Origin of the sequence: Acinetobacter sp. ANC 4178 (assembly GCF_004331175.1) — a bacterium.
Lineage (GTDB): Bacteria > Pseudomonadota > Gammaproteobacteria > Pseudomonadales > Moraxellaceae > Acinetobacter.
In genome coordinates this window covers 258507-279618 of the sequence record NZ_SJOD01000004.1, presented here as the reverse complement: position 1 = coordinate 279618, position 21112 = coordinate 258507, and the positions used below count along the sequence as shown (strand labels likewise).

Annotated in this window: 22 protein-coding genes and 1 riboswitch; of the genes, 13 read left to right on the top strand and 9 right to left on the bottom strand. The window is 40.4% G+C overall.

Annotated elements, in window-relative coordinates; genetic code table 11:
- Positions 1–41: 41 nt before the first annotated feature.
- Both catC and E0H87_RS10590 read right to left on the bottom strand, forming a co-directional pair.
- A complete protein-coding gene (gene catC / locus E0H87_RS10595; protein WP_131323568.1) occupies positions 42–332 on the bottom strand; it encodes a muconolactone Delta-isomerase in 291 nt (96 codons plus the stop codon).
- A 15-nt stretch (positions 333–347) separates the two neighbouring features.
- Positions 348–1457: a muconate/chloromuconate family cycloisomerase gene (locus E0H87_RS10590; RefSeq protein ID WP_131323567.1), complete on the bottom strand. Its 1110-nt coding sequence runs from the start codon at positions 1455–1457 to the stop codon at positions 348–350.
- A 115-nt stretch (positions 1458–1572) separates the two neighbouring features.
- Between E0H87_RS10590 and E0H87_RS10585 the strand changes: the two genes are divergently transcribed.
- Positions 1573–2487: a LysR family transcriptional regulator gene (locus E0H87_RS10585; protein WP_131323566.1), complete on the top strand. Its 915-nt coding sequence runs from the start codon at positions 1573–1575 to the stop codon at positions 2485–2487.
- 13 nt (positions 2488–2500) lie between these two features.
- Here the strand turns inward: E0H87_RS10585 and E0H87_RS10580 are convergent, their stop codons facing one another.
- The gene (locus E0H87_RS10580; protein ID WP_131323565.1) at positions 2501–3412 is read right to left on the bottom strand and encodes an alpha/beta fold hydrolase; all 912 of its coding nucleotides are present in this window, start codon (positions 3410–3412) and stop codon (positions 2501–2503) included.
- A gap of 17 nt (positions 3413–3429) precedes the next feature.
- A complete protein-coding gene (locus E0H87_RS10575; protein WP_131323564.1) occupies positions 3430–3972 on the bottom strand; it encodes a PadR family transcriptional regulator in 543 nt (180 codons plus the stop codon).
- 135 nt (positions 3973–4107) lie between these two features.
- Between E0H87_RS10575 and E0H87_RS10570 the strand changes: the two genes are divergently transcribed.
- Genes E0H87_RS10570 through E0H87_RS10555 form a run of 4 tightly spaced genes read left to right on the top strand, consistent with a single transcriptional unit; the run spans position 4108 to position 8460 of the window.
- The gene (locus E0H87_RS10570) at positions 4108–6135 is read left to right on the top strand and encodes an NADPH-dependent 2,4-dienoyl-CoA reductase (RefSeq protein ID WP_131323563.1); all 2028 of its coding nucleotides are present in this window, start codon (positions 4108–4110) and stop codon (positions 6133–6135) included.
- 51 nt (positions 6136–6186) lie between these two features.
- Positions 6187–6594, top strand: coding sequence for a nuclear transport factor 2 family protein (locus E0H87_RS10565; protein ID WP_131323562.1), 408 nt, complete (start codon positions 6187–6189; stop codon positions 6592–6594).
- Positions 6595–6630: 36 nt separating this feature from the next.
- On the top strand, positions 6631–7353 hold the full coding sequence (locus tag E0H87_RS10560) for an SGNH/GDSL hydrolase family protein (RefSeq protein WP_131323561.1): 723 nt from the start codon (positions 6631–6633) through the stop codon (positions 7351–7353).
- Positions 7354–7365: 12 nt separating this feature from the next.
- Complete coding sequence (locus tag E0H87_RS10555) at positions 7366–8460, top strand: YheT family hydrolase (RefSeq protein ID WP_131323560.1); 1095 nt, start codon at positions 7366–7368, stop codon at positions 8458–8460.
- A 74-nt stretch (positions 8461–8534) separates the two neighbouring features.
- On the opposite strand, the gene E0H87_RS10550 is transcribed toward E0H87_RS10555, so the two are convergent.
- Complete coding sequence (locus tag E0H87_RS10550; RefSeq protein ID WP_131323559.1) at positions 8535–8942, bottom strand: internalin; 408 nt, start codon at positions 8940–8942, stop codon at positions 8535–8537.
- A gap of 227 nt (positions 8943–9169) precedes the next feature.
- Here E0H87_RS10550 and E0H87_RS10545 point away from each other — a divergent pair, with 227 nt between their 5' ends.
- From E0H87_RS10545 to E0H87_RS10515, 7 genes are all read left to right on the top strand, one after another.
- Positions 9170–10807, top strand: a complete 1638-nt coding sequence (locus E0H87_RS10545; protein ID WP_131323558.1) for a CTP synthase — start codon at positions 9170–9172, stop codon at positions 10805–10807.
- Positions 10808–10845: 38 nt separating this feature from the next.
- Positions 10846–11703 carry a 3-deoxy-8-phosphooctulonate synthase gene (gene kdsA / locus E0H87_RS10540; RefSeq protein ID WP_131265296.1) on the top strand — a complete coding sequence of 286 codons (858 nt, stop codon included), beginning with the start codon at positions 10846–10848 and terminating at the stop codon, positions 11701–11703.
- A gap of 44 nt (positions 11704–11747) precedes the next feature.
- Complete coding sequence (gene eno, locus E0H87_RS10535) at positions 11748–13037, top strand: phosphopyruvate hydratase (protein WP_131323557.1); 1290 nt, start codon at positions 11748–11750, stop codon at positions 13035–13037.
- Between the two features lie 17 nt (positions 13038–13054).
- Entirely contained in the window at positions 13055–13456 is a 402-nt protein-coding gene (gene ftsB / locus E0H87_RS10530) for a cell division protein FtsB (protein ID WP_131323556.1), read from the top strand.
- Positions 13422–14138 carry a 2-C-methyl-D-erythritol 4-phosphate cytidylyltransferase gene (ispD, locus tag E0H87_RS10525; RefSeq protein WP_131323555.1) on the top strand — a complete coding sequence of 239 codons (717 nt, stop codon included), beginning with the start codon at positions 13422–13424 and terminating at the stop codon, positions 14136–14138. The genes ftsB and ispD overlap by 35 nt, the downstream gene beginning before the upstream one ends.
- A 125-nt stretch (positions 14139–14263) precedes the next feature.
- Positions 14264–15400 (top strand): rod shape-determining protein RodA, encoded by a 1137-nt coding sequence (gene rodA / locus E0H87_RS10520; protein ID WP_131323554.1) that lies wholly within the window; start codon positions 14264–14266, stop codon positions 15398–15400.
- 208 nt (positions 15401–15608) lie between these two features.
- Positions 15609–15697: riboswitch (glycine riboswitch) on the top strand.
- Between the two features lie 142 nt (positions 15698–15839).
- A complete protein-coding gene (locus E0H87_RS10515; RefSeq protein ID WP_131323553.1) occupies positions 15840–17081 on the top strand; it encodes a D-amino acid dehydrogenase in 1242 nt (413 codons plus the stop codon).
- Positions 17082–17143: 62 nt separating this feature from the next.
- On the opposite strand, the gene E0H87_RS10510 is transcribed toward E0H87_RS10515, so the two are convergent.
- Complete coding sequence (locus E0H87_RS10510) at positions 17144–17794, bottom strand: hypothetical protein (protein ID WP_131323552.1); 651 nt, start codon at positions 17792–17794, stop codon at positions 17144–17146.
- A gap of 101 nt (positions 17795–17895) precedes the next feature.
- Here E0H87_RS10510 and ispF point away from each other — a divergent pair, with 101 nt between their 5' ends.
- Complete coding sequence (gene ispF / locus E0H87_RS10505; protein WP_131323551.1) at positions 17896–18387, top strand: 2-C-methyl-D-erythritol 2,4-cyclodiphosphate synthase; 492 nt, start codon at positions 17896–17898, stop codon at positions 18385–18387.
- Here the strand turns inward: ispF and E0H87_RS10500 are convergent.
- The 3 genes from E0H87_RS10500 to E0H87_RS10490 all read right to left on the bottom strand — a co-directional run bounded on the left by E0H87_RS10500 (position 18375) and on the right by E0H87_RS10490 (position 21069).
- Entirely contained in the window at positions 18375–18899 is a 525-nt protein-coding gene (locus E0H87_RS10500; RefSeq protein ID WP_131323550.1) for a protein tyrosine phosphatase family protein, read from the bottom strand. The two genes, ispF and E0H87_RS10500, sit on opposite strands and share 13 nt — an antisense overlap.
- 61 nt (positions 18900–18960) lie before the next feature.
- Positions 18961–20052: a 3-deoxy-7-phosphoheptulonate synthase gene (locus E0H87_RS10495; RefSeq protein ID WP_131323549.1), complete on the bottom strand. Its 1092-nt coding sequence runs from the start codon at positions 20050–20052 to the stop codon at positions 18961–18963.
- 126 nt (positions 20053–20178) lie between these two features.
- Entirely contained in the window at positions 20179–21069 is an 891-nt protein-coding gene (locus E0H87_RS10490; protein WP_131323548.1) for a sulfite exporter TauE/SafE family protein, read from the bottom strand.
- Between the last annotated feature and the right edge of the window lie 43 nt (positions 21070–21112).

Sequence of the window (21112 nt, the reverse complement as noted above, 5' to 3'; positions counted from 1 at the left end):
TTTACAATTTGGAAAGCGTACTTTCCTTAATCTTTTATTTCTTAGCGATCATCTTCACGAATAGAAGAGGGATGTCGGTTTAAAGGCATCACTTCAATGTTCATATACGGGTACAGTGGCAAAGCTTGCAAAATGTTGTGCAGCTCTTCGTTACTGTCTACATCAAAAATACTGATGTTTGAGTATTGACCTGTAATACGCCAAATGTGGCGCCATTTGCCTTGCTGTTGCAGTTCTTGTGAATATGCTTTTTCAACCGCTTTAATTTCATTTGCCTGTTCTATTGGCAGATCCCGCGGCAGGTTTACATCCATTCGTACGTGGTAAAGCATGTGGAATTCCTTTAATTACTGGCGACGCATACCGTCAATTTTGTCTTCATCAAGTTCAATACCCAGTCCTGCTGTGGTTGGTAACATCAGCTCGAAGTTTTGATATTGCAACGGAGTTTTTAAAATCTCTTCAGTCAGCAACAGTGGACCAAACAGTTCAGTGCCATACGCTAAATTATGAAAGGTAGAAAAGACTTGCGCCGATGCCATAGTGCCCACAGGCCCTTCAAGCATAGTGCCACCGTAAAGATCAATTCCTGCCAGTTTGGCAATTTTTCCAACTTCACTGGCTTCGACTAAACCGCCAGATTGCGCAATTTTTACGGCAAAGACCGATGCACCATTACGTTTTGCTAAGCGATAAGCACTGTCAGGCCCCATCAACGATTCATCCGCCATAATGGCAATATCAAAGCGACGGGTAAGACGTTGCATGGCATCAATGTTGTCGATGGCACAGGGTTGTTCAATTAAATCCACACCACCATCTTGTAACTGTTGAATGCCTTTAATGGCTTCAAGTTCTGACCAAGCACGATTTACATCGACACGAATAGAAACGTCTGAGCCTAAGGCTTGTTTAATGGCCAAAACATGTTCAACATCTTCTTCCACGCGACGTGAACCAATTTTTAGTTTGAAGGTGTTGTGACGTTTGCAGGCAATCATCTGCTGTGCTTCTGCAATATCTTTTTCGGTATCACCAGAAGCCAATACCCAAAGTACGGGCACACTATGTCGTAAACGCCCACCAAGCACTTCACTGATGGGTAAGCCTAAACGTTGCGCTTGAATGTCAAAAAGAGCAGTTTGAATGGCATTTTTAGCAAAGCGGTTGCCATTGATATTGCGTTTGATGGTTTGTATGGTTTGAGCCACATTCAAACCTGATAACGATTTGAGTAATGGGGCAAAATAAGTTTCAATATTGGTTTTGACACTTTCAGGGCTTTCTTCGCCATAGCCTAAGCCACCAATCGTGGTTGCTTCACCCCAACCAGTAAAGCCATCTTCTGTGGTGACTTTTACTAGAACGAGGGTTTGAGTTTGCATTGTTGCAACCGCCATTTTATGTGGGCGGATTGTCGGTATTTCTACAAGCAACGTTTCAATCGATTTATACATCTTTCGGCTTCGCTATCTTGATTTGTCTAAGTCATGTGATATACCTTAAAAGAATGATTTAAACCTGTCGAAGATCATTTTGGCATTTTTTTATATTTAAAAGGTATGAAGTCTTATGGAACTTAGACACCTACGCTATTTTGTAGCGGTTGTAGAGGAACAAAGTTTTACCAAAGCAGCAGAAAAACTGTTTATAGCCCAACCTCCATTGAGCCGGCAGATCCAAAACCTTGAAGCTGAGCTCGGAATTCAACTTTTTGAGCGAGGTAGTCGACCATTACAGACCACGCCAGCGGGTCAATTTTTCTACCAGCATGCAGTTAAACTTTTGTCTAATGCGGAAGAAGTAAAGTCGATGACCAAACGTGTGGGTATGGTCGAGCGCACGGTAACGATGGGATTTGTGGGGTCATTGCTCTATGGTTTGTTGCCAAGAATTGTGTATTTATTTCGTCAGCAGCAACCTCAGCTTAAAATTGAACTGATTGAAATGAGCACCAAAGACCAAATTCAGGCGCTTAAAGAAGGGCGGATTGATGTTGGTTTTGGGCGCTTAAGAATTTCTGATCCTGCAATTCGTCGTGTGTTATTGCGTGAAGAACCCTTAATGGTCGCCGCTCATAGTAGTCATGCTTTAGCATCGCAAAAACAAGGGGTATACCTTGCAGATTTAGTTGAAGAAAGTTTGTTTTTATACCCAAGTCATCCTAAACCTAATTTCTCGACCCAAGTCCGCAGCCTATTTTCAGAGTATGGTTTAGAACCACGCAGTTTACGTGAAGTGCGTGAAATTCAGTTGGCACTAGGCTTGGTGGCTGCGGGTGAAGGGATTTGTATTGTGCCTGAAAGTGCTTGTAGCATTCAGTTTCCTCACCTCAACTATATTCCGTTGTTAGATGATGCCGCCGTTAGTCCAATCTTCCTCGCTATTCGAAGTATGGATGAAAGCGAAGATATCCGCTCGCTATTTGATTGCATTTATCAAGTATATGATCTTGAAGCAATTAAATACGATCGAGCGGTGCTTTAATTGTAAAGTACGGCTATTGATGATGATTCAAAAGGAAGCGGGAAATTTCTCGCTGAAATTTGAAGGGTTCATTAATTAAAATGGCATGACCTGACCGTTCAAAAATGACTTGCTTGGCATTTTTGACACTATTCGCGATAATTTTTTGTCCTTGAGATGGGTAAAGTGCTGAATTTTCCCCAATAAAAAAAGTCGTTGGACAGTCTAACTCTGCTAAAGATTCTCGGTAATCTTCATCATGATACAGATAGTTATTGATATACCATGCCAGATAGTCGAGACGGTGTACGGGTAACAGGTGCTTTTGCAATTTATCATATTTTAAAGCCGTGTTCCATACAAGGGGACTCAAGCCACGGTTGTTTTGTAATAATATGAATTTACTCCATATTTTAATAAATTCTTGACGTGAAGCAGGCTCAAGGTCTTCCAGACTTTTTACTGGGGGTAAGGCAGAAAAAAATAGTGAAATTTCAGCCAAGAGCTTTTTAAAATTGGAGTGTTGCTGACTAAGTAGACCATACGGCCAATGGGTATCGACTGTAATTTTAGGTGCTTGGTCAATATGTAAATAACGATTGATATATTGTTTAAGATTTCCATATTTCATGCCATGCATGGCAGTTGTTGCTCCCATTGAGAAAGCAATGACGGCAAAATTAGGATACTTTAATTGTTGGATGAGTGCCTCTAAATCACGCCAATGGCTAGAAATAGCATCTATTTCAGGTATACGGCAGGATTTGGAGCGACCAAACCCACGCCAATCTGGAATAATAAATTTAAATTGTTTACTGTTTTGAATAAGGAAGGGCATCCACTGCCAACTTTGCATGCCTAAACCTGATAAGACTAACACAGGTTTACCCTGACCAAATTCACGAACGTACAATTGTTCCTGATCGGGCATTTGATAATAAGGCATGGTAATTTCTCTATTTTTTAAGATTGTTCAAATTTTTTCAGACCTGTAATCATGGCTTCAAGCCATTCAATCCAGCCCACTTCTAAATTAATGCCTAACTGTAAAATCATTTTATGAATATATAAAGTCCGATTTTCATTTTCTGTAGCTGAGAAGTCTTTACTAAAAATTTGTTGGTAAATTTGCAATTTTTCTTGATGCAGAATGAGGTGTCTTTCTAACTCGGGCAATACGGTTGCATCACCGACTTGGGCTTCTGCTCTTAAACGCACCATCAGTTCTTCACGCAGTTGTGCTGGCGGGCTTTGTTTGACCATCCAGTCCGCCAATTCAGTACGACCCAATTGTTCCACTTGATAGGTTTTTTTTCTGCTATTGGAACTTTCATCTTCAAGGGTGGAAATCCAGCCTTTTTGCTGCATGGCACTGAGTTCACGATAAATTTGTTGATGTGTTGCATTCCAGAAGAACCCCATAGAACGGTCAAAACGCCGTGCTAATTCAATGCCTGTACTGGGTTTTTCAATTAAGCTGGTAAGAAGGACATGTGCTAAAGACATAAGCTAGCATCAACAAATTTAAGATAAAGATATTATGCAACATGTTGCATAGATTTCAAAATTAGATTATAAATTAGTGCAACAAGTTGCATAAAAGCAAAATTTAGCCAGCACATCGCAAGCCATGGAGGTCTCATGTCCAATTATCCACATTTACTCGCCCCATTAGATTTAGGATTTACTACGCTTAAAAACCGTGTACTTATGGGTTCTATGCACGTTGGTCTTGAAGAAGCACCAGGTGGTTATGACCGTATGGCAGCATTTTATGCTGAACGTGCAAAAGGCGGTGTTGGACTGATTGTGACGGGTGGTATTTCACCCAATGATCATGGTTTGACTTTTAAAGGTGGTTCTAAGCTCGATACCCGTGAAGAAGCAGAACACCATAAAGTGATTACTCAGGCAGTTCATGACGCTGGCGGTAAAATTGCGTTGCAAATTCTACATACTGGACGCTATTCATATCAAAAAGATATTGTTGCTCCATCTGCAATTCAAGCACCAATTAATCCAAGTCGTCCTAAAGAGTTAAGTTCTGCTGAAGTACAGCAAACGATTGATGACTTTGTAAACTGCGCCAAACTTTCACAATACGCAGGCTATGATGGCGTAGAAATCATGGGTTCAGAAGGTTATTTAATCAATGAGTTTATTGCTGCGCGTACCAACCATCGTGATGATGAATGGGGCGGTAGTTATGAAAAACGGATTCGTTTCCCAATTGAAATCGTAAGACGTACCCGTGAAGCAGTTGGTGAAAACTTCATCATTATTTACCGTTTATCTATGCTGGATTTGGTTGAAGGCGGTTCGAGCTTAGATGAAGTCATTCACTTAGCCAAAGAAATTGAAAAAGCGGGTGCAACCATTATCAATACAGGTATTGGCTGGCATGAAGCGCGTATTCCAACCATTGCGACCAAAGTACCTCGTGCGGCATTTACGTGGGTCACCAAAAAATTAAAAGGTAGTGTGAAGGTGCCTTTGGTTACATCGAACCGTATCAACACACCTGAAATGGCAGAGCATGTATTGGCAACGGGTGATGCGGATATCGTCTCTATGGCGCGTCCAATGCTGGCAGACCCTGAGTTTGTTCTTAAAGCCGAACAAGGTCGTAGTGATGAAATTAATACCTGTATTGGTTGTAACCAAGCTTGTTTAGATCACATTTTCTCGATGAAAATTGCAACATGTTTAGTGAATCCACGTGCATGTTATGAAACAGAGTTAATCTTCACAGAAGCTGGTCAAGCAAAAAATATTGCGGTGATTGGTGCGGGTCCTGCGGGTTTAAGTTTTGCAACTTATGCAGCAGAACGTGGTCATAATGTCACTATTTTTGAAGCGGCGAACCAAATTGGTGGTCAGTTTAATATTGCCAAAACGGTTCCAGGTAAAGAAGAGTTTTATGAAACCCTACGTTACTTCAAACGTAAAATTGAATTGTTACAACCGAAGATTAAGCTGCAATTGAACCATAAAGCGACGTATGAAGAACTCAGCCAAGCTAACTTTGATGACATTGTAGTAGCAACAGGTGTAACTCCACGTGAGTTGAGCTTTGAAGGGATCGATCATCCAAAAGTATTGAACTACATTGAAGTATTAAGAGAGCGTAAGCCAGTAGGGAAGCGTGTCGCGGTGATTGGTGCAGGCGGTATTGGCTTTGATACGGCTGAATACTTGAGCCACGAAGGTGAAAGTGGCAGTTTAAACCCACAGAAATTCTACGATGAATGGGGTATTGATACGCATTACAACGATGTGGGTGGTTTAAAACAACCACAAGTAGAAGCTTCTGAGCGTGAAATTTTCTTATTACAGCGTAAACCGACATCTGTAGGTGCAGGTTTGGGTAAAACGACGGGCTGGATTCACCGTACAGGATTGAAAAACCGTGATGTACAGATGATTGCGGGCGCAAGCTATGAAAAAGTTGATGACCAAGGTCTGCACATTATTGTTAATGATAAATCAATGGTTCTAGATGTAGATAATGTGGTGATTTGCGCAGGACAAGAACCTTTCACAGCAATGTTTGATCAACTTAAAGCTGATGGTAAAGCCGTACACTTAATTGGTGGCGCAAAAGAAGCAGGTGAATTGGATGCGAAACGTGCAATTCGTCAAGGTGCTGAGCTTGCAGCAGTAATTTAAAATAAAGGGGACCTATGGGTCCTCTTTTCATCAATTAAGGAGAACACAACAATGCAATTAAAACAAAGCCAAGATGCATTACATAAATGGCACCATATGGTTGCAACACGTGACATGGACTATTTAAATGAATTGTTAGCAGACGATGTGGTATTTAGATCTCCTGTTGCTTTTCATCCTTATGAAGGTAAAGCAGTGGTACAGTTTATTTTGAGCAATGTGATTCAGGTGTTCGAAAACTTTACTTATCACCGTGAATTTTTGACCGAAAATGCACAATCTGTTGTTTTAGAGTTTTCAGCCAATGTTGGGGACAAAAAATTGAAAGGAATTGATATGATTCAATTCAATGAGCAAGGTCAAATTGTTGATTTTGAAGTCATGATTCGTCCAAAAAGTGGTTTAGAAGCATTGGCTGCTGAAATGGGGCAGCGGATTAAACAATTTCAACCCGCTTAATTCATGCTTATTCACTCAATTACTGAGATTAAACAGATGTGGTTAAAACTTTCGACCTTCGCCTTATTGCCTGTGTTGGTGTTTCAAGGAGTAAAAGTTCGTAACAATACGCCACGCCTTTTAGAAGCCAGTGGTGATCGAGAGGGAATAATCGGTCAAGGGCAACCATTGTCTTTATTAATTTTAGGAGATTCGGCGGCAGCAGGCGTAGGGGTTGAATCACAAAATGAAGCTTTGTCTGGTGCGATTCTTCAAGCATTGCAAGATGATTATCGGATTCTCTGGAAACTACATGCGAAGACGGGTGATACAACGCCTCAAGTCATTCGGGCAGCACAGCATTTAGCACCACAGCAGTACGATGTAGTCGTCACATCGGTGGGGGTAAATGATGTTACCAAACTGACTTCCGTCAAATCTTGGTTGAAGCAACAACAGCATTTATTTGAGGAAGTACAGAATCGGTTTCAGCCGAAATTGATTATTGTCACTGGCGTCCCACCGATGCAACATTTTCCTGCCTTACCGAATCCATTGGCATGGTTATTGGGTCAATATGCAGCTGCAATGAATCAGCAATTGCAACAATGCTTAGATAAGAAAAGTCAGTTTAAGTTTCTACATTTCGATATTCATGCCTTTCAAACAATGAATTTGCCGATGGCGAGCGATGGTTTTCATCCAAGTAAAGAAATTTATGCAGTTTGGGGGCAGCAGATTGCAACATTAATACAGCAAGCTTTCACTCATGATCAGTAGTGGTAAATCGATATGAGCATATCTACTTTAAATAAAATTAAAGTTCTGGGTTCGGAGTGGTTTGATTCAGTCATTGGTGCTGAACAACCCAAACTGTACTATAGCCCACAAGGGCAAAGTAAAGCGGTTCTAGAACAGTTACCTCAACTTCAGCAGAAATATCGTCCAACCCCGTGGTTGTCAAACAAACATGCCCATTTATTATATTTTGATGTAATTAAGAAGCGAACTATTCAACTTAATTATGATCGAATTGATCAATTAACCATGCAAGATGGTGGCGTGACTGCGGTAGCTTGGTATGGTTTGGAATTACCACCACAAACTCCAACGATTATTCTTCTACATACGATTACGGGTAATTTGGCCAGTATGAGGGAGTTGGTTCGAGATCTGCATCAATATACGGGTTGGCGTATTGCTTTGTGTTTGCGCCGTGGTCATGCAGATTTACCTTTACCTGTGCCTAAAATGAGCTTGTTTGGTTTCACTGCCGATTTACGTGAGCAAGTTGCCTACATTCAACAACAATTTCCAGCGTCACCTTTATATGCAGTGGGTTCGTCCGCAGGTACAGGGTTATTGGTTCGTTATTTGGGCGAGCAAGGTAAGGACACACCTTTTAAAGCAGCCTTCGCATTATGTCCTGGCTATAATACAGAACTTGGATTTGAAAATATCCATCCGTTTTATAGTAAAGTCATGACCAAAAAACTATTCAAGACTTTTATTCATCCTTATTTGCCCACTTGGAAACCTGTAAATTCATTGTCACAGGTATTGGCGGTCAAAACACTTGCAGAATTTGAGAAAAGTTATTTCGAATTGGCAGGTTATCACGATTATGCAAGTTATACCCAAGCCATTAATCCTATCCACGTGTTTGAGAACGTCAAAATTCCATTGATGGTTCTAAATTCTGAGGATGACCCTGTTTGTCATATCAAAAACTTTGATCCGTATAAATCAGTGGTTCAAAGAATGGAAAATATTATTGTTGTGACAACCAAAAAAGGCAGCCATTGTGGTTTTTATGAGGGGATGACTCAAACCCGATCATGGGCTGCAAAATTAATAGCAGATTATTTAAAGTTACATGCAGATTAAAGCATTGATGGTTTTTTATCGAGCATTAAAAAAAACCAGTTCATTTGAACTGGTTTTTTTTAATAAATTCTAAATTATTTGTTGTCTAATGCAGGCGTTGCGGCAGCAATGGCAGCAGCGACGGCATCATCTTCAGACTGAGCTGTTGTATTTGGTTTTGGCTGTTGTACTGCTTGAGCAGGTTTCTCTTCAGCTTTAGGGGCTTCAACAGTTTGCGTTGTGGTTGGTTTCGGCGCTACTTCACGACGAATTTCAGTCGTAGTATTTGGCGTTTGCTCACGCACAACTTCAACTTGAGTTGGAATAACCACTTCCGCTTCAGGTTTAGATGCTTCTAAAGGTTGGAACTGTGCTTGTTCAGTCGGTTCAGATGCAGCTTGAGCTGTTTCAGCTTGCTCATCTTTAGGTTCTTCTTTTTTCACACATGCGGTAAGTAATAAACCCAATGCAAGGGCACCACAGATTAAAAGTTTCTTATTCATAATTGCACAAAATAAAGCATAAATAGAGTGCGCATAGTATAGCAGTAAAATGACAGATGAAAAATCCTGAGATTCCCTACTAAATTTTTATCGGAAATGCTGATAGAATAGCCAATTGTTTATTGATCTATGAATTGCTGCTAAATGACTTTGCTTTCTAGGTACAGAGTAAAGTAAAATCGCACAACATTGTAGGCCGATTTAGGCTCCATTGTACGAGAAACTTAATGACCCATTTTATTTTCGTTACTGGTGGTGTAGTTTCATCACTAGGTAAAGGTATTTCAGCTGCTTCAGTTGCTGCACTTTTAGAAGCCCGTGGTTTAAAAGTCACCATGGTCAAAATGGATCCATACATTAATGTCGATCCAGGGACGATGAGTCCATTCCAGCATGGTGAAGTTTTTGTCACAGAGGATGGTGCTGAGACTGACTTGGATTTGGGTTATTACGAACGTTTCTTACGTCGTGCGAAAATGACCAAACTCAACAACTTTACTTCTGGTCGTGTTTATCAAGACGTACTCAATAAAGAGCGTCGTGGTGATTACTTAGGTGGTACTGTTCAAGTAATTCCACACATTACAGACAATATTAAAGAACGTGTTCTTCGCGCTGGCGAAGGTTATGACGTTGCCATCGTAGAAATCGGTGGAACAGTAGGTGACATTGAATCTCTCCCATTCATGGAATCTGTACGTCAGTTGATGGTTGAATTAGGTCACAAACGTACCATGCTTATGCATTTAACGTTGTTGCCATATATCAAGTCTGCGGCTGAGTTAAAAACCAAACCGACTCAACACTCTGTAAAAGAGTTGCTATCTATTGGTATTCAACCAGATATCTTAATCTGCCGTACTGAATACGATGTCGATGCGGATACGACACGCAAAATCGCATTATTCACTAACGTGGAAGCGCGTGCGGTTGTGGTGTGTAAAGATGCAAAAACGATTTATCAAATTCCTCGCACATTCTATGAGCAAGACGTTGATGATTTAATCTGTGAGCGTTTTGGCTTTAATGATTTACCTGAAGCTGATCTTTCAGATTGGGACAATGTGGTAGAAGCATTATTGAACCCTGAATACACAGTTCGTGTTGCAATGGTGGGTAAATATGTTGAACTTCCAGATGCGTATAAATCTGTAAATGAAGCTTTATTACACGCTGGTATTCAAAATCGCGTTAAAGTTCAAATCGATTACGTGAATGCTGAAGACCTTGAAAGCCAAGATGTAGCAACAGCATTAAAAGATGCAGATGCGATTCTTGTGCCAGGTGGTTTTGGTGAGCGTGGTACTGAAGGCAAAATGAAAGCGATTCAGTATGCACGTGAGAACAATGTGCCATTCCTTGGTATTTGTTTGGGTATGCAGTTGGCAGTGATTGAATTTGCTCGTAACGTTGCGGGTATTGCAGATGCGACTTCTACAGAGTTTAACCGTTCAACTAAATCACCATTGATTGGTTTGATTACAGAATGGTTAGATGAACGTGGTGAAGTACAACAGCGTAGCCTAGAGTCCGACCTTGGCGGCACAATGCGTTTAGGTGCACAAAAATCTGAACTGGTTGAAGGCACAAAAACACGTGAAGTGTATGGCAAAGCTGAAATTGTAGAGCGTCACCGTCACCGTTATGAAATGAACAACCGTTTCATTCCAGCACTTGAAGCTGCGGGTATGAAAATTTCGGGCTATTCACCTGTACAGCACTTAGTAGAAACAGTTGAAATTCCTCAACATCCTTGGTTTATTGCTGTACAATTCCACCCGGAATTTACAAGTTCTCCACGTGATGGTCATCCATTATTTGCAGGTTTTATTGGTGCAGCGAAAGCAAAACATCAAAAAGCTTAAGAATAAGGTATGTCTAGGACTAAACTAGGAAAGTTTAAATGTCACAATTAAAACCACAAGAAATTGTACGTTTAGGCGATATACAAATGGCAAACCACTTGCCATTTGTACTATTCGGCGGCATGAACGTATTAGAGTCAAAAGATTTAGCTTTTGAAATTGCAGAAACTTATGTTGATATTTGCAAGCGCTTAGACATTCCCTATGTGTTTAAGGCAAGTTTTGATAAAGCGAATCGTTCGAGCTTAAATTCATTCCGTGGTCCTGGTTTGGAAAAAGGAATTGAATGGTTGGCGGACATTAAAAAGCACTTTAATGTGCCAATCATTACTGATGTGCATGAGCCGTATCAAGCTGCGCCAGTGGCTGAAGTTGCAGATATCATTCAGTTGCCTGCTTTTTTAAGCCGTCAAACTGACTTGGTTGAAGCAATGGCAAAAACAGATGCCATTATTAACATCAAAAAAGCACAATTCCTTGCTCCGCACGAAATGCGCCATATTTTGCATAAGTGTTTAGAAGCAGGAAATGACAAGTTGATTATTTGTGAGCGTGGTTCGGCATTTGGTTACAACAATTTGGTTGTAGACATGTTGGGCTTCGACATCATGAAAGAAATGAATGTTCCTGTGTTCTTTGATGTGACCCATGCGCTTCAAACCCCGGGTGGTCGTGCAGATTCAGCAGGCGGTCGCCGTGCACAAATCACGACACTTGCTCGCGCAGGTATGGCAACAGGCTTGGCGGGTTTGTTCTTGGAAGCACATCCAGATCCTGAAAAAGCCAAATGTGATGGTCCATGTGCCTTACGTATGTCGCAACTTGAGCCGTTCTTAGCACAGCTAAAAGAATTAGATACCTTGGTAAAAGGTTTCGCAAAATTAGATACTCATTGATGCCTTCTAAAGCATCTCGTTATTAATCAACTGAGGAATTATTCATGAGCCAAATCGTTGACATTCGTGCACGTGAAATTTTGGACTCTCGTGGTAACCCAACCATCGAAGCAGACGTTATCCTAGAATCTGGTGTTGTAGGTCGTGCATGTGCACCATCTGGTGCTTCAACTGGCTCTCGTGAAGCTTTAGAACTTCGTGACGGCGATAAAGCGCGTTATTTAGGTAAAGGCGTTAAAACTGCTGTAAACAATGTAAACACCGCGATTCGTGCTGCATTAGTTGGTAAATCAGTATTTGAGCAAAAAGACATCGATAACACGATGATTGCACTTGATGGTACTGAAAACAAAGAAAAACTAGGTGCAAATGCAACTTTAGCAGTTTCTTTGGCTGTTGCTCGTGCTGCCGCTACTGAAAAGAAAATTCCTCTTTTCCAATATATCGCAGATCTTCGTGGTCAAACGACATTAAGCATGCCTGTACCTATGATGAACATCATCAATGGTGGTTCACATGCAGACAATAACGTTGATATTCAAGAGTTCATGATCGAGCCAGTTGGCTTCACTTCATTCTCTGAAGCGTTACGTGCTGGCGCTGAAATTTTCCATTCTTTGAAATCAGTTTTAAACAAAAAAGGTTTAAACACTGCTGTAGGTGATGAAGGTGGTTTTGCACCGAACTTACGTTCAAATGAAGAAGCGATCACGGTTATTCTTGAAGCAATTGGTCAAACAGGTTACAAAGCGGGTTCTGATATCATGCTTGCGCTTGACTGTGCATCTTCAGAATTCTACAAAAATGGTCAATACATCCTTGCAGGTGAAGGCAATAAAGCATTCACAAGCAACCAGTTCTCTGACTATTTGGCAAATCTTGTAAACCAATACCCAATTATCTCAATTGAAGATGGTTTAGATGAGTCTGACTGGGAAGGTTGGTCTTACTTAACGTCAATCCTTGGTGACAAAATCCAATTGGTAGGTGACGATTTATTCGTTACGAATCCTAAGATTTTACAACGTGGTATTGATCAAAAAGTAGGTAACTCTATTTTGATCAAGTACAACCAAATTGGTACATTGACTGAAACTTTAGATGCAATCTACCTTGCGAAAGCAAATGGTTACACGACTGTAATCTCTCACCGTTCTGGTGAAACTGAAGATTCTACAATTGCGGATCTTGCAGTGGGTACAGCAGCGGGTCAAATTAAGACGGGTTCACTTTGCCGTTCTGACCGTGTTGCAAAATATAACCAATTGCTTCGTATTGAAGAGTTGACTAATGCAATCTATCGCGGTAAAGCTGAGTTCAAAGGTTTGAACTAAGCGATTGAATGCTATCTATGTTAAATGTATTTGACTCTTTTGCGAGTAAATTACTATTGGGCCTTGCGATCGTACTGATCGCAGGGTTTCAGTATTTATTTTGGTTTGGTGAGGGTGGTTACCATGATCATCAACAACTGACCCAAAAAATCCAACAACAAACAGAAATTAATGATGAGCTTAAAGAGCGTAATCGCGTTCTTGCCGCTGAAGTTTATGATTTAAAAAATGGTGTTGAAGCCATAGAAGAACATGCACGTTTAGATTTAGGTTTGGTTAAACCGCGTGAAACTTTTGTGCAAATGAGTACCATCAGTACTCAATATAAACCTATTTATATTGATCCTAACGCTAAAGCAGATTTACGTACCAATGAAGATGATAATGCCATCCCACCAGAGCCAGTTAATGACCAATAAGCTTTGGGTGGTGATTCCTGCTGCGGGTTCTGGACGTCGTTTTTCTCAGTCTGAATTAAAACAATATCAATTGCTTGATCATAAAACTGTATTAGAGCATACAGTGGAGAGATTAAACGGTTTAGCACTAGCAGGTTATGTACTTGCTGTTGCACAAGATGATGATGTGATTTCAACTTTAGCTTTGGCTGCTCCAGAAAAGGCACATTTTTGTGTTGGTGGTAACGAGCGAGTTGATTCTGTACTGAATGCTTTAAATTATCTGACTCAAATTGCAGATGAAAATGACTGGGTGTTGGTGCATGATGCGGCACGTCCTTGCATCAGTTTAGCTGTGTTAAATACATTGGTTTATAAAGCGATTGAAACGGATCAAGCCGCTATTCTTGCTATTCCAGTGCGCGATACGTTAAAACGCGTGGAAACTGAAGCCATCATCAGTCAGACAGTAAGTCGTGATTTATTATGGCAAGCTCAAACGCCACAAATGGCAAAATTGGGTATATTAAAGCAAGCGATTGAACTGGCTTTGCAAGATCAGCAAGTGATTACCGATGAAGCCAGCGCGCTAGAATATGCAGGACATCCTGTGCAAGTGGTTCATGGGCGCTCGGATAATATCAAAATTACCTATCCAGATGATTTGCAGTTGGCGCGTTTTATTATTCAATCACAAAGCTAATTTAACAATTTCTGCGCTTGCAGTGAATGGTTACGAAATAATTTTCCTGAACGCGGAATTAAGCATTCACTCTATCGCAGTTTAAATTTATACTCTGCTCACTTTTAGCTGTATTGCCTCATCAAATGATACCTTCTCAACAGTATCGTTTCTTACGCCAATCCTTACGTGATGGCCGAAGTATTAAGGACGATTCTTCAAAATGGCACCGTTTGCATCTAGATCCTTGGTTATTAGGATTATTGATCGTAAATTCTATTATTGGTTTAATGGCGGTTTATAGTGCCACTGCTGAAGATATGGGAATGGTACTGCGTCAAGCCACAAGTTTTGGTGTAGGTTTTATTCTGTTATTTCTTTGTGCGCAAATTCCACCGAAAGTTTATCAGGCGACTAGTCCGTATTTCTATTTGATTTCAATAGTGTTATTGATTTTGGTGCTTGTAATTGGGGATACTCGTTTAGGCGCTAAGCGTTGGTTGACTGTACCGGGTATTGGCAGTATGCAACCCAGTGAATTTATGAAGTTTGCGATGCCGTTAATGATGGCATGGTATTTTGCTAGAAAGCCATTTCCACCCCAATTGGTTCATATTTTGGGGGCACTGGTCATCATGTTTGTGCCTTTTGTATTGGTTGCCTTACAACCCGATTTATCCATTGGTTTGATTATTCCAGGGATTTTTGTTCTTTTTCTGAGTGGTATGTCTTGGCGTCTTATTCTAGGGGCTTTGACCGCCTTGGCTGTTGCTGCACCCGTGTTATGGATGTATGTCTTACAGGCTTACCAAAAGAAGCGGGTATTAACCCTATTTGATCCAGAATCTGATGCGCTAGGAGCGGGTTGGAATATTATTCAGTCGAAAATTGCGATTGGTTCTGGTGGCTTAATGGGTAAGGGGTATTTGGAAGGAACACAGTCGCATTTGGGCTATTTACCCGAGCACCACACTGACTTTATTTTATCGACCTATTCGGAAGAATTTGGATTTTTCGGGGTCATGTTTCTGTTCGCATTGTATGCGGCGATTATTTTCCGTTGCATGATGATTGGACTTAATTCCTTTCATAATTATGGTCGTTTACTGGCAAGTGCAATCGGTTTAACCTTCTTTTTCTTCGTATTCCTAAACTCGGGCATGATTAGTGGGATTCTTCCTGTGACAGGTGATCCATTGCCTTTGATGAGTTATGGGGGGACTGCCGTTATTGCACTGCTTGCGGGTATGGGAATTGTTATGTCAGTCCATACGCACCGCTAAAATGCAAAAGCCTCATTATTTGGGGCTTTTTTATGGGTTAAAATCATTTCTATTGACATGATTTAGATAAAATAGAATCACATATTTTCATTTTAAGTATTTGATTTTTATTATAATAATAAATATTAAAATTCTTTCTTATAAATAATTACTAAATTTGTATATTTGGTACTCGCAAATGGTATATATATTGCTCATATTATAATAAGCAATTATTGCAGGAGAGAAGCACAGTATGTGCTCGCCGAAGGAGCAACGACCCCGGAAACTCTCAGGCAGAAGGACTGTAATAATTTCAAAATCTGGAGAGAAGTGCATAAAGATAAAATAGGCACTCACCGAAGGGGATGGTTGTATGCTGCATACGACCGAAGCTCTCAGGTACCAATGACAGATGGGGCATAACACAAGGAATGCATGCATTTCCAAGGAGTGCTTTATGCCACATATTATTGTTATTGGCTCTGGAATTACTGGGGTAACTTCAGCCTATGAATTATCACAATTGGGCTACGATGTAACCGTTATCGATAAACATCTTTATCCTGCAATGGAAACTTCATTTGCCAATGGCGGGCAGCTTTCGGCGTGTAATGCAGAAGTCTGGAATCAAAAGTCGACTGTATTGAAAGGCATTAAATGGATGTCGCGTAAAGATGCCCCTTTGTTGCTGAATCCATCTTTTGATGTGCATAAATATGCGTGGTTGGTCGAGTTTTTGGGCAATATTAAGCACTATGAAGAAAATACCCGAGATACGGTAAAATTGGCATTATTGGCGCGGACACGCTTATTTGATATTGCGGAGCAGGAACATATTCAATTTGATTTGGAAAAAAGAGGTATTTTGCATTTTTATCACAATCAAAAGGATTATGAAGTTGCAACCCGTGTCAATCAATTGCTTTGTACAGGTGGTTTGGAGCGCCATGCAGTAACCCCTGAAGAAGTGAAGCAGATTGAGCCTAGTTTAACGGGCGATTACTATGCTGGTTTTTATTGTCCAGGTGATGCCACAGGTGATATTCATAAGTTTACCAATGGTCTTGCCAAGGCAACAGAAAAATATGGCGTGAAATATCGTTTTGGCTTAGAAGTCACAGATGTACAACATCATGAGAAAGGCGTGACCGTCATTTGTAAAGCCAGCACTGAAAACATGAAAGAAGACCAGGTATCAGAATATTTTGAAGCCGATGCTGTGGTGGTTTGTGGTGGTGTGGGCAGCTATCAATTGGCGCATTTACTGGGTGATAAAGTGAATGTTTATCCTGTAAAAGGCTATTCAATTACCATTAATCTGGATGATGAGCAGAGTGTACAACATGCACCATGGGTGAGTTTGTTGGATGAAAGTGCCAAGATTGTCACTTCACGTTTAGGGGCTAATCGATTAAGAATTGCAGGTACAGCAGAGTTTAATGGTTATAACCGAGATATTCGTTCCGATCGGATTCAGCCTTTGGTGGATTGGGCGAATAAAAACTTTGATATTTCTACGCAGAGTGTCGTGCCTTGGGCGGGATTGCGTCCAATGATGCCAAATATGATGCCAATCGTTCGACGTGGACGACGTGACCGCGTATTTTATAATACAGGGCATGGACATTTGGGTTGGACTTTATCTGCTGCAACAGCGGTGATGATCAGTCAAGAAATTGCATCGGCTTATCCTGCTTAATACGGCAATATTGAATCAAAAGCACAGAAGTATATCTGTGCTTTTTTATTTTTGAATGGTCTTTAATCATAAAGACGATAAACACCAGTAAATCGCTCACAGCCTTTTTGCTGGGTTTTAACAGTTAAAATGGCTTTGTAATAATCAAATTGATATTTACAGTCATGTTCATTGTCGACAATATTTTGTTTTTTTTCTGGGGTGGTGTAAGCCAAGAAAGGGATGGTTTGAGTTTCTTTCTTGTTGTTTGGGTTGCGGTAGGCAATTCCTTCAATTTTAATACTGTCTTTACCAAGCTGATGAACTTGTAAATGAATCGGATGTTGCGCAAGTTTACCTTTTTCGAATTTTAAATAATGTTGAGTCAAACTCTGATTCAATGAGGTGTAAAAATTCAGATCATCGGTACGAAGCTCAAATTGCTGCGTAAAACAAGATTCTGTTTTGCATTGTTGTATACGGTTAAGCCATACACTATGTGTATCATCTAATAATCGTAAGGGTGCATCACTGATTAAAAATGCAGTGAGATATTGGTTTTTGAGTTTCTGACGTTGCTGCTCGAAACTGCTAGAACACATCGTTTTTATTGCAGCAGTATCAGTTTTACTACAATCAATTTCCTGAGCGTACGTCAGGCTAGTGTACATACAACCAATACCAATGAAAGATGCTATAGTTTTAAGGAATTTAATGTCTGTATTCAACAACATGATGACTTATACTTTCACAACACTGTGCTAGTGTAACTATAACGAAGTCGAAACACTGAATACAAGATTTCAAACATTTATTTCTGAGGGAGCGTAACTGAATGGTCGCAAATATTCGAATTGGTCAAGGAATGGATGTACACGCTTTTGAGGAAGGCGAATTTGTTACTTTGGCTGGCGTTCAAATTCCACATACACACGGTTTAAAAGCACATTCCGATGGGGATGTGGTGCTGCATGCACTCTGTGATGCATTATTGGGTGCACTTGCACTAGGCGATATTGGACAACATTTTCCAGATACAGACCCAGAATTTAAAGGGGCGAACAGTCGTGCGCTGTTAAAACATGTCTATCAGCTTATTTTAGATCGTGGCTATGTTTTGAATAACGCGGATATGACAGTCGCCTGTGAGCGTCCAAAGTTAGCGAAGTATAATTTAGAGATGCGTCAGTCTGTCGCAGACGTATTAGATGTGGATGTTACTCAAATTAGTATTAAAGCAACAACCACAGAAAAGCTTGGTTTTACTGGCCGTCAAGAAGGTATTTTGGCAACGGCTACGGTTTTGATTAGCCATCAAGCAAAATGACCTGCACCCATTAGTGACTGTTGTAACTCTTTGGTAGCTTTACGACCTTGAAGTTGTAAGGCTACAGCATGAATCAGTCCTGTCCATGTCTCATTTGGTTCCCAAACTGCATGTAATAAATCTTGAGCGCTGGCGATATCCATATCCATATAATATTGGCGGTAAAGATAGATTAGGCTACTCACACGAAGGTTGTGGGTGCAATGCACCCAAACCATCTGCTCTTGAATCAGATGATCCAACATGTCTAAAACTAAGAGGCATTGCTCATCAGAAGGTGTGTCCCAAAGAATAGGAATATGAACGTAATTTAGCCCTAGCTCTAAACAAATACGGTCTTCATTCAGAAGGTGGTTTTCTGCATCATTTAAAGCTAGATTAATAACAGTTGTGACGCCATATTCTTTGATGTGTTTTAACTGTTCAATTGTCGGTTGCCCAGAACTAAATAAATGTTCATGGACAAACTGGAAATGGTCAATGTGACTTAAAGCGTTTTCAAGTTGATTCATAACGGTGACTTTTCATTGGCAGTAAAACAAAACGCCATCCTTGGGGATGGCGCTTGGATGCTTAGCGATTTGGTAGTACATCTTTCAAAGCATTGTGCATTTCAAGCAATACTTTTTCTGTTGTATCCCAGTCAATACAGCCATCTGTGACTGACTTACCGTATTCTAAATCACATAAGTTTTCAGGGATATCTTGACGTCCACCTTTTAAGTGACTTTCGACCATAATGCCGACAATGGATTTATTCCCATCCAAAATTTGTTCAGTAATATTTTTTAGAACAAGAGGTTGCAAGAACGGGTCTTTATTCGAGTTGGCATGACTGGTATCAATCATGATTTTGGTGCTAACTTTAGCTTTCGCTAATGCATTTTCAGCTTCAGCTACTGAGCCTGCATCGTAGTTAGGTTTTCCATTACCGCCACGTAATACCACGTGTGCATAAGGGTTGCCACTGGTGCGAATCACAGAAACTTGACCAAGCTCATTTAAACCAAGGAAGCTATGACCATGTTTAACTGATTGCATAGCATTCGTTGCAACCGTTAAGCCACCATCTGTACCATTTTTGAAACCTACAGGAGATGATAAGCCAGAAGACATTTCACGGTGAGTTTGGCTTTCTGTGGTACGTGCACCAATCGCAGACCAAGAAATTAAATCTTGATAATACTGTGGTGAGTTCGGATCGAGTGCTTCAGTAGCACAAGGCAAACCTTTTTCATTCAATTCCAACAGCAATTGACGACCAATACGTAAACCTTTCTCAATATTGAAAGAGTCATTCATATCTGGATCGTTAATTAAGCCTTTCCAACCTACTGTGGTGCGCGGTTTTTCGAAATAAACGCGCATCACGATATAGAGAGTATCTTTAACTTGTTCACTGAGTACTTTTAAACGATCCGCATAATCATGTGCAGCAACTGTATCATGAATAGAACAAGGACCAATTACGACAAAAAGACGCTTATCTTTGCCATCTAAAATATTGCGAATGGTGTCGCGACCTTTAAGTACGGTTTGATATGCATTTCCTGTTAATGGCAATTCTTTTTTTAGTTCTGCTGGAGTTACTAAAGGTTGAATGCTTTTCACATTTAAGTCGTCAATGTCTGATTGAGTAATAGGGGTTGGCTGTTGTGTATTCATTGCTGTCACTAGATCGATCATACAAGAGTTTTTTTAGTTGCTTGAATATAACACGATTTAATTATTCTTTTACTATACAAAAGACCAATAAAACCGTGAAATAATCCAATTATCCACAGAGATAGTTTAAATGCTGTGTGATTTTTCCACAGTATAAACCATTGCAGTGGTTGGTTTTTGAACAGGTTTTGCTTTTACTGGATGAATGATAAAATTCACACCTAAGGCAAAAAGCGTAATACCTAAAATTTTACGAATAATTTTTTCGGGTAATCGAGAACTGATCAAGGTGCCGATAATAATCGCCGGAATTGAACCAACCAATAACCAGCCTAAAAGTGTGAAATCGACATTACCAGAACTCATGTGACCAAGACCAGCCACAAGGGTGAGTAGGACAGCGTGTACTACATCTGAACCAATGATACGAATCATCGGTAAATTAGGGAACATAATAACCAGTGCCATAATACCAAATGCACCTGCACCCACAGAGGATAAAGTCACAAATATCCCAAGTATTACACCCATGAGAACGATGTAAGCCCGTTTATCTTTGGCTTGAAAATTTACTTTTTCCAAGTCTTCGGTCATGTCCAATTGCGCATCTTTACGGAATTTATTGAAGAAGCGTTCAATATGCCCACGGAAGATGATAGATACCCCAGTTAAGGTCAACATAAAACCTAAAACCATGGTCAGCACAGCTTTATAGTGTGTGGACTGACTTAAATAATTGTCGAGTACCCAATGTGTTGCAAAAGATGCTGGAAGGCTGCCGACAGCAAGCCAAATTACGATGGGCCAGACAATATTCATTTTCTTGGCATGAACCATCGAGCCGCAGAATTTCGAAATCGATGCATACAATAAGTCGGTTCCGATGGCGATGTGTGGCTCAATTTTAAACAGGCTAATGAGGATAGGGGTCATTAAAGAACCGCCACCTACACCGGTAATACCTACACAAAACCCAACCAAAACGCCTGCAAGAATATATTCAAGAGAACCAAACATGTATAGAAGCCAAATATGATAAACCATGCATATGTTATGACTT

Excerpts from the sequence above, each read along its gene's own strand:
- catC (WP_131323568.1), bottom strand. The coding sequence starts at position 332 with ATGCTTTACCACGTACGAATGGATGTAAACCTGCCGCGGGATCTGCCA.
- E0H87_RS10590 (WP_131323567.1), bottom strand. The coding sequence starts at position 1,457 with ATGTATAAATCGATTGAAACGTTGCTTGTAGAAATACCGACAATCCGC.
- E0H87_RS10585 (WP_131323566.1), top strand. The coding sequence starts at position 1,573 with ATGGAACTTAGACACCTACGCTATTTTGTAGCGGTTGTAGAGGAACAA.
- E0H87_RS10580 (WP_131323565.1), bottom strand. The coding sequence starts at position 3,412 with ATGCCTTATTATCAAATGCCCGATCAGGAACAATTGTACGTTCGTGAA.
- E0H87_RS10575 (WP_131323564.1), bottom strand. The coding sequence starts at position 3,972 with ATGTCTTTAGCACATGTCCTTCTTACCAGCTTAATTGAAAAACCCAGT.
- E0H87_RS10570 (WP_131323563.1), top strand. The coding sequence starts at position 4,108 with ATGTCCAATTATCCACATTTACTCGCCCCATTAGATTTAGGATTTACT.
- E0H87_RS10565 (WP_131323562.1), top strand. The coding sequence starts at position 6,187 with ATGCAATTAAAACAAAGCCAAGATGCATTACATAAATGGCACCATATG.
- E0H87_RS10560 (WP_131323561.1), top strand. The coding sequence starts at position 6,631 with ATGTGGTTAAAACTTTCGACCTTCGCCTTATTGCCTGTGTTGGTGTTT.
- E0H87_RS10555 (WP_131323560.1), top strand. The coding sequence starts at position 7,366 with ATGAGCATATCTACTTTAAATAAAATTAAAGTTCTGGGTTCGGAGTGG.
- E0H87_RS10550 (WP_131323559.1), bottom strand. The coding sequence starts at position 8,942 with ATGAATAAGAAACTTTTAATCTGTGGTGCCCTTGCATTGGGTTTATTA.
- E0H87_RS10545 (WP_131323558.1), top strand. The coding sequence starts at position 9,170 with ATGACCCATTTTATTTTCGTTACTGGTGGTGTAGTTTCATCACTAGGT.
- kdsA (WP_131265296.1), top strand. The coding sequence starts at position 10,846 with ATGTCACAATTAAAACCACAAGAAATTGTACGTTTAGGCGATATACAA.
- eno (WP_131323557.1), top strand. The coding sequence starts at position 11,748 with ATGAGCCAAATCGTTGACATTCGTGCACGTGAAATTTTGGACTCTCGT.
- ftsB (WP_131323556.1), top strand. The coding sequence starts at position 13,055 with ATGTTAAATGTATTTGACTCTTTTGCGAGTAAATTACTATTGGGCCTT.
- ispD (WP_131323555.1), top strand. The coding sequence starts at position 13,422 with ATGCCATCCCACCAGAGCCAGTTAATGACCAATAAGCTTTGGGTGGTG.
- rodA (WP_131323554.1), top strand. The coding sequence starts at position 14,264 with ATGATACCTTCTCAACAGTATCGTTTCTTACGCCAATCCTTACGTGAT.
- E0H87_RS10515 (WP_131323553.1), top strand. The coding sequence starts at position 15,840 with ATGCCACATATTATTGTTATTGGCTCTGGAATTACTGGGGTAACTTCA.
- E0H87_RS10510 (WP_131323552.1), bottom strand. The coding sequence starts at position 17,794 with ATGTTGTTGAATACAGACATTAAATTCCTTAAAACTATAGCATCTTTC.
- ispF (WP_131323551.1), top strand. The coding sequence starts at position 17,896 with ATGGTCGCAAATATTCGAATTGGTCAAGGAATGGATGTACACGCTTTT.
- E0H87_RS10500 (WP_131323550.1), bottom strand. The coding sequence starts at position 18,899 with ATGAATCAACTTGAAAACGCTTTAAGTCACATTGACCATTTCCAGTTT.
- E0H87_RS10495 (WP_131323549.1), bottom strand. The coding sequence starts at position 20,052 with ATGAATACACAACAGCCAACCCCTATTACTCAATCAGACATTGACGAC.
- E0H87_RS10490 (WP_131323548.1), bottom strand. The coding sequence starts at position 21,069 with ATGTTTGGTTCTCTTGAATATATTCTTGCAGGCGTTTTGGTTGGGTTT.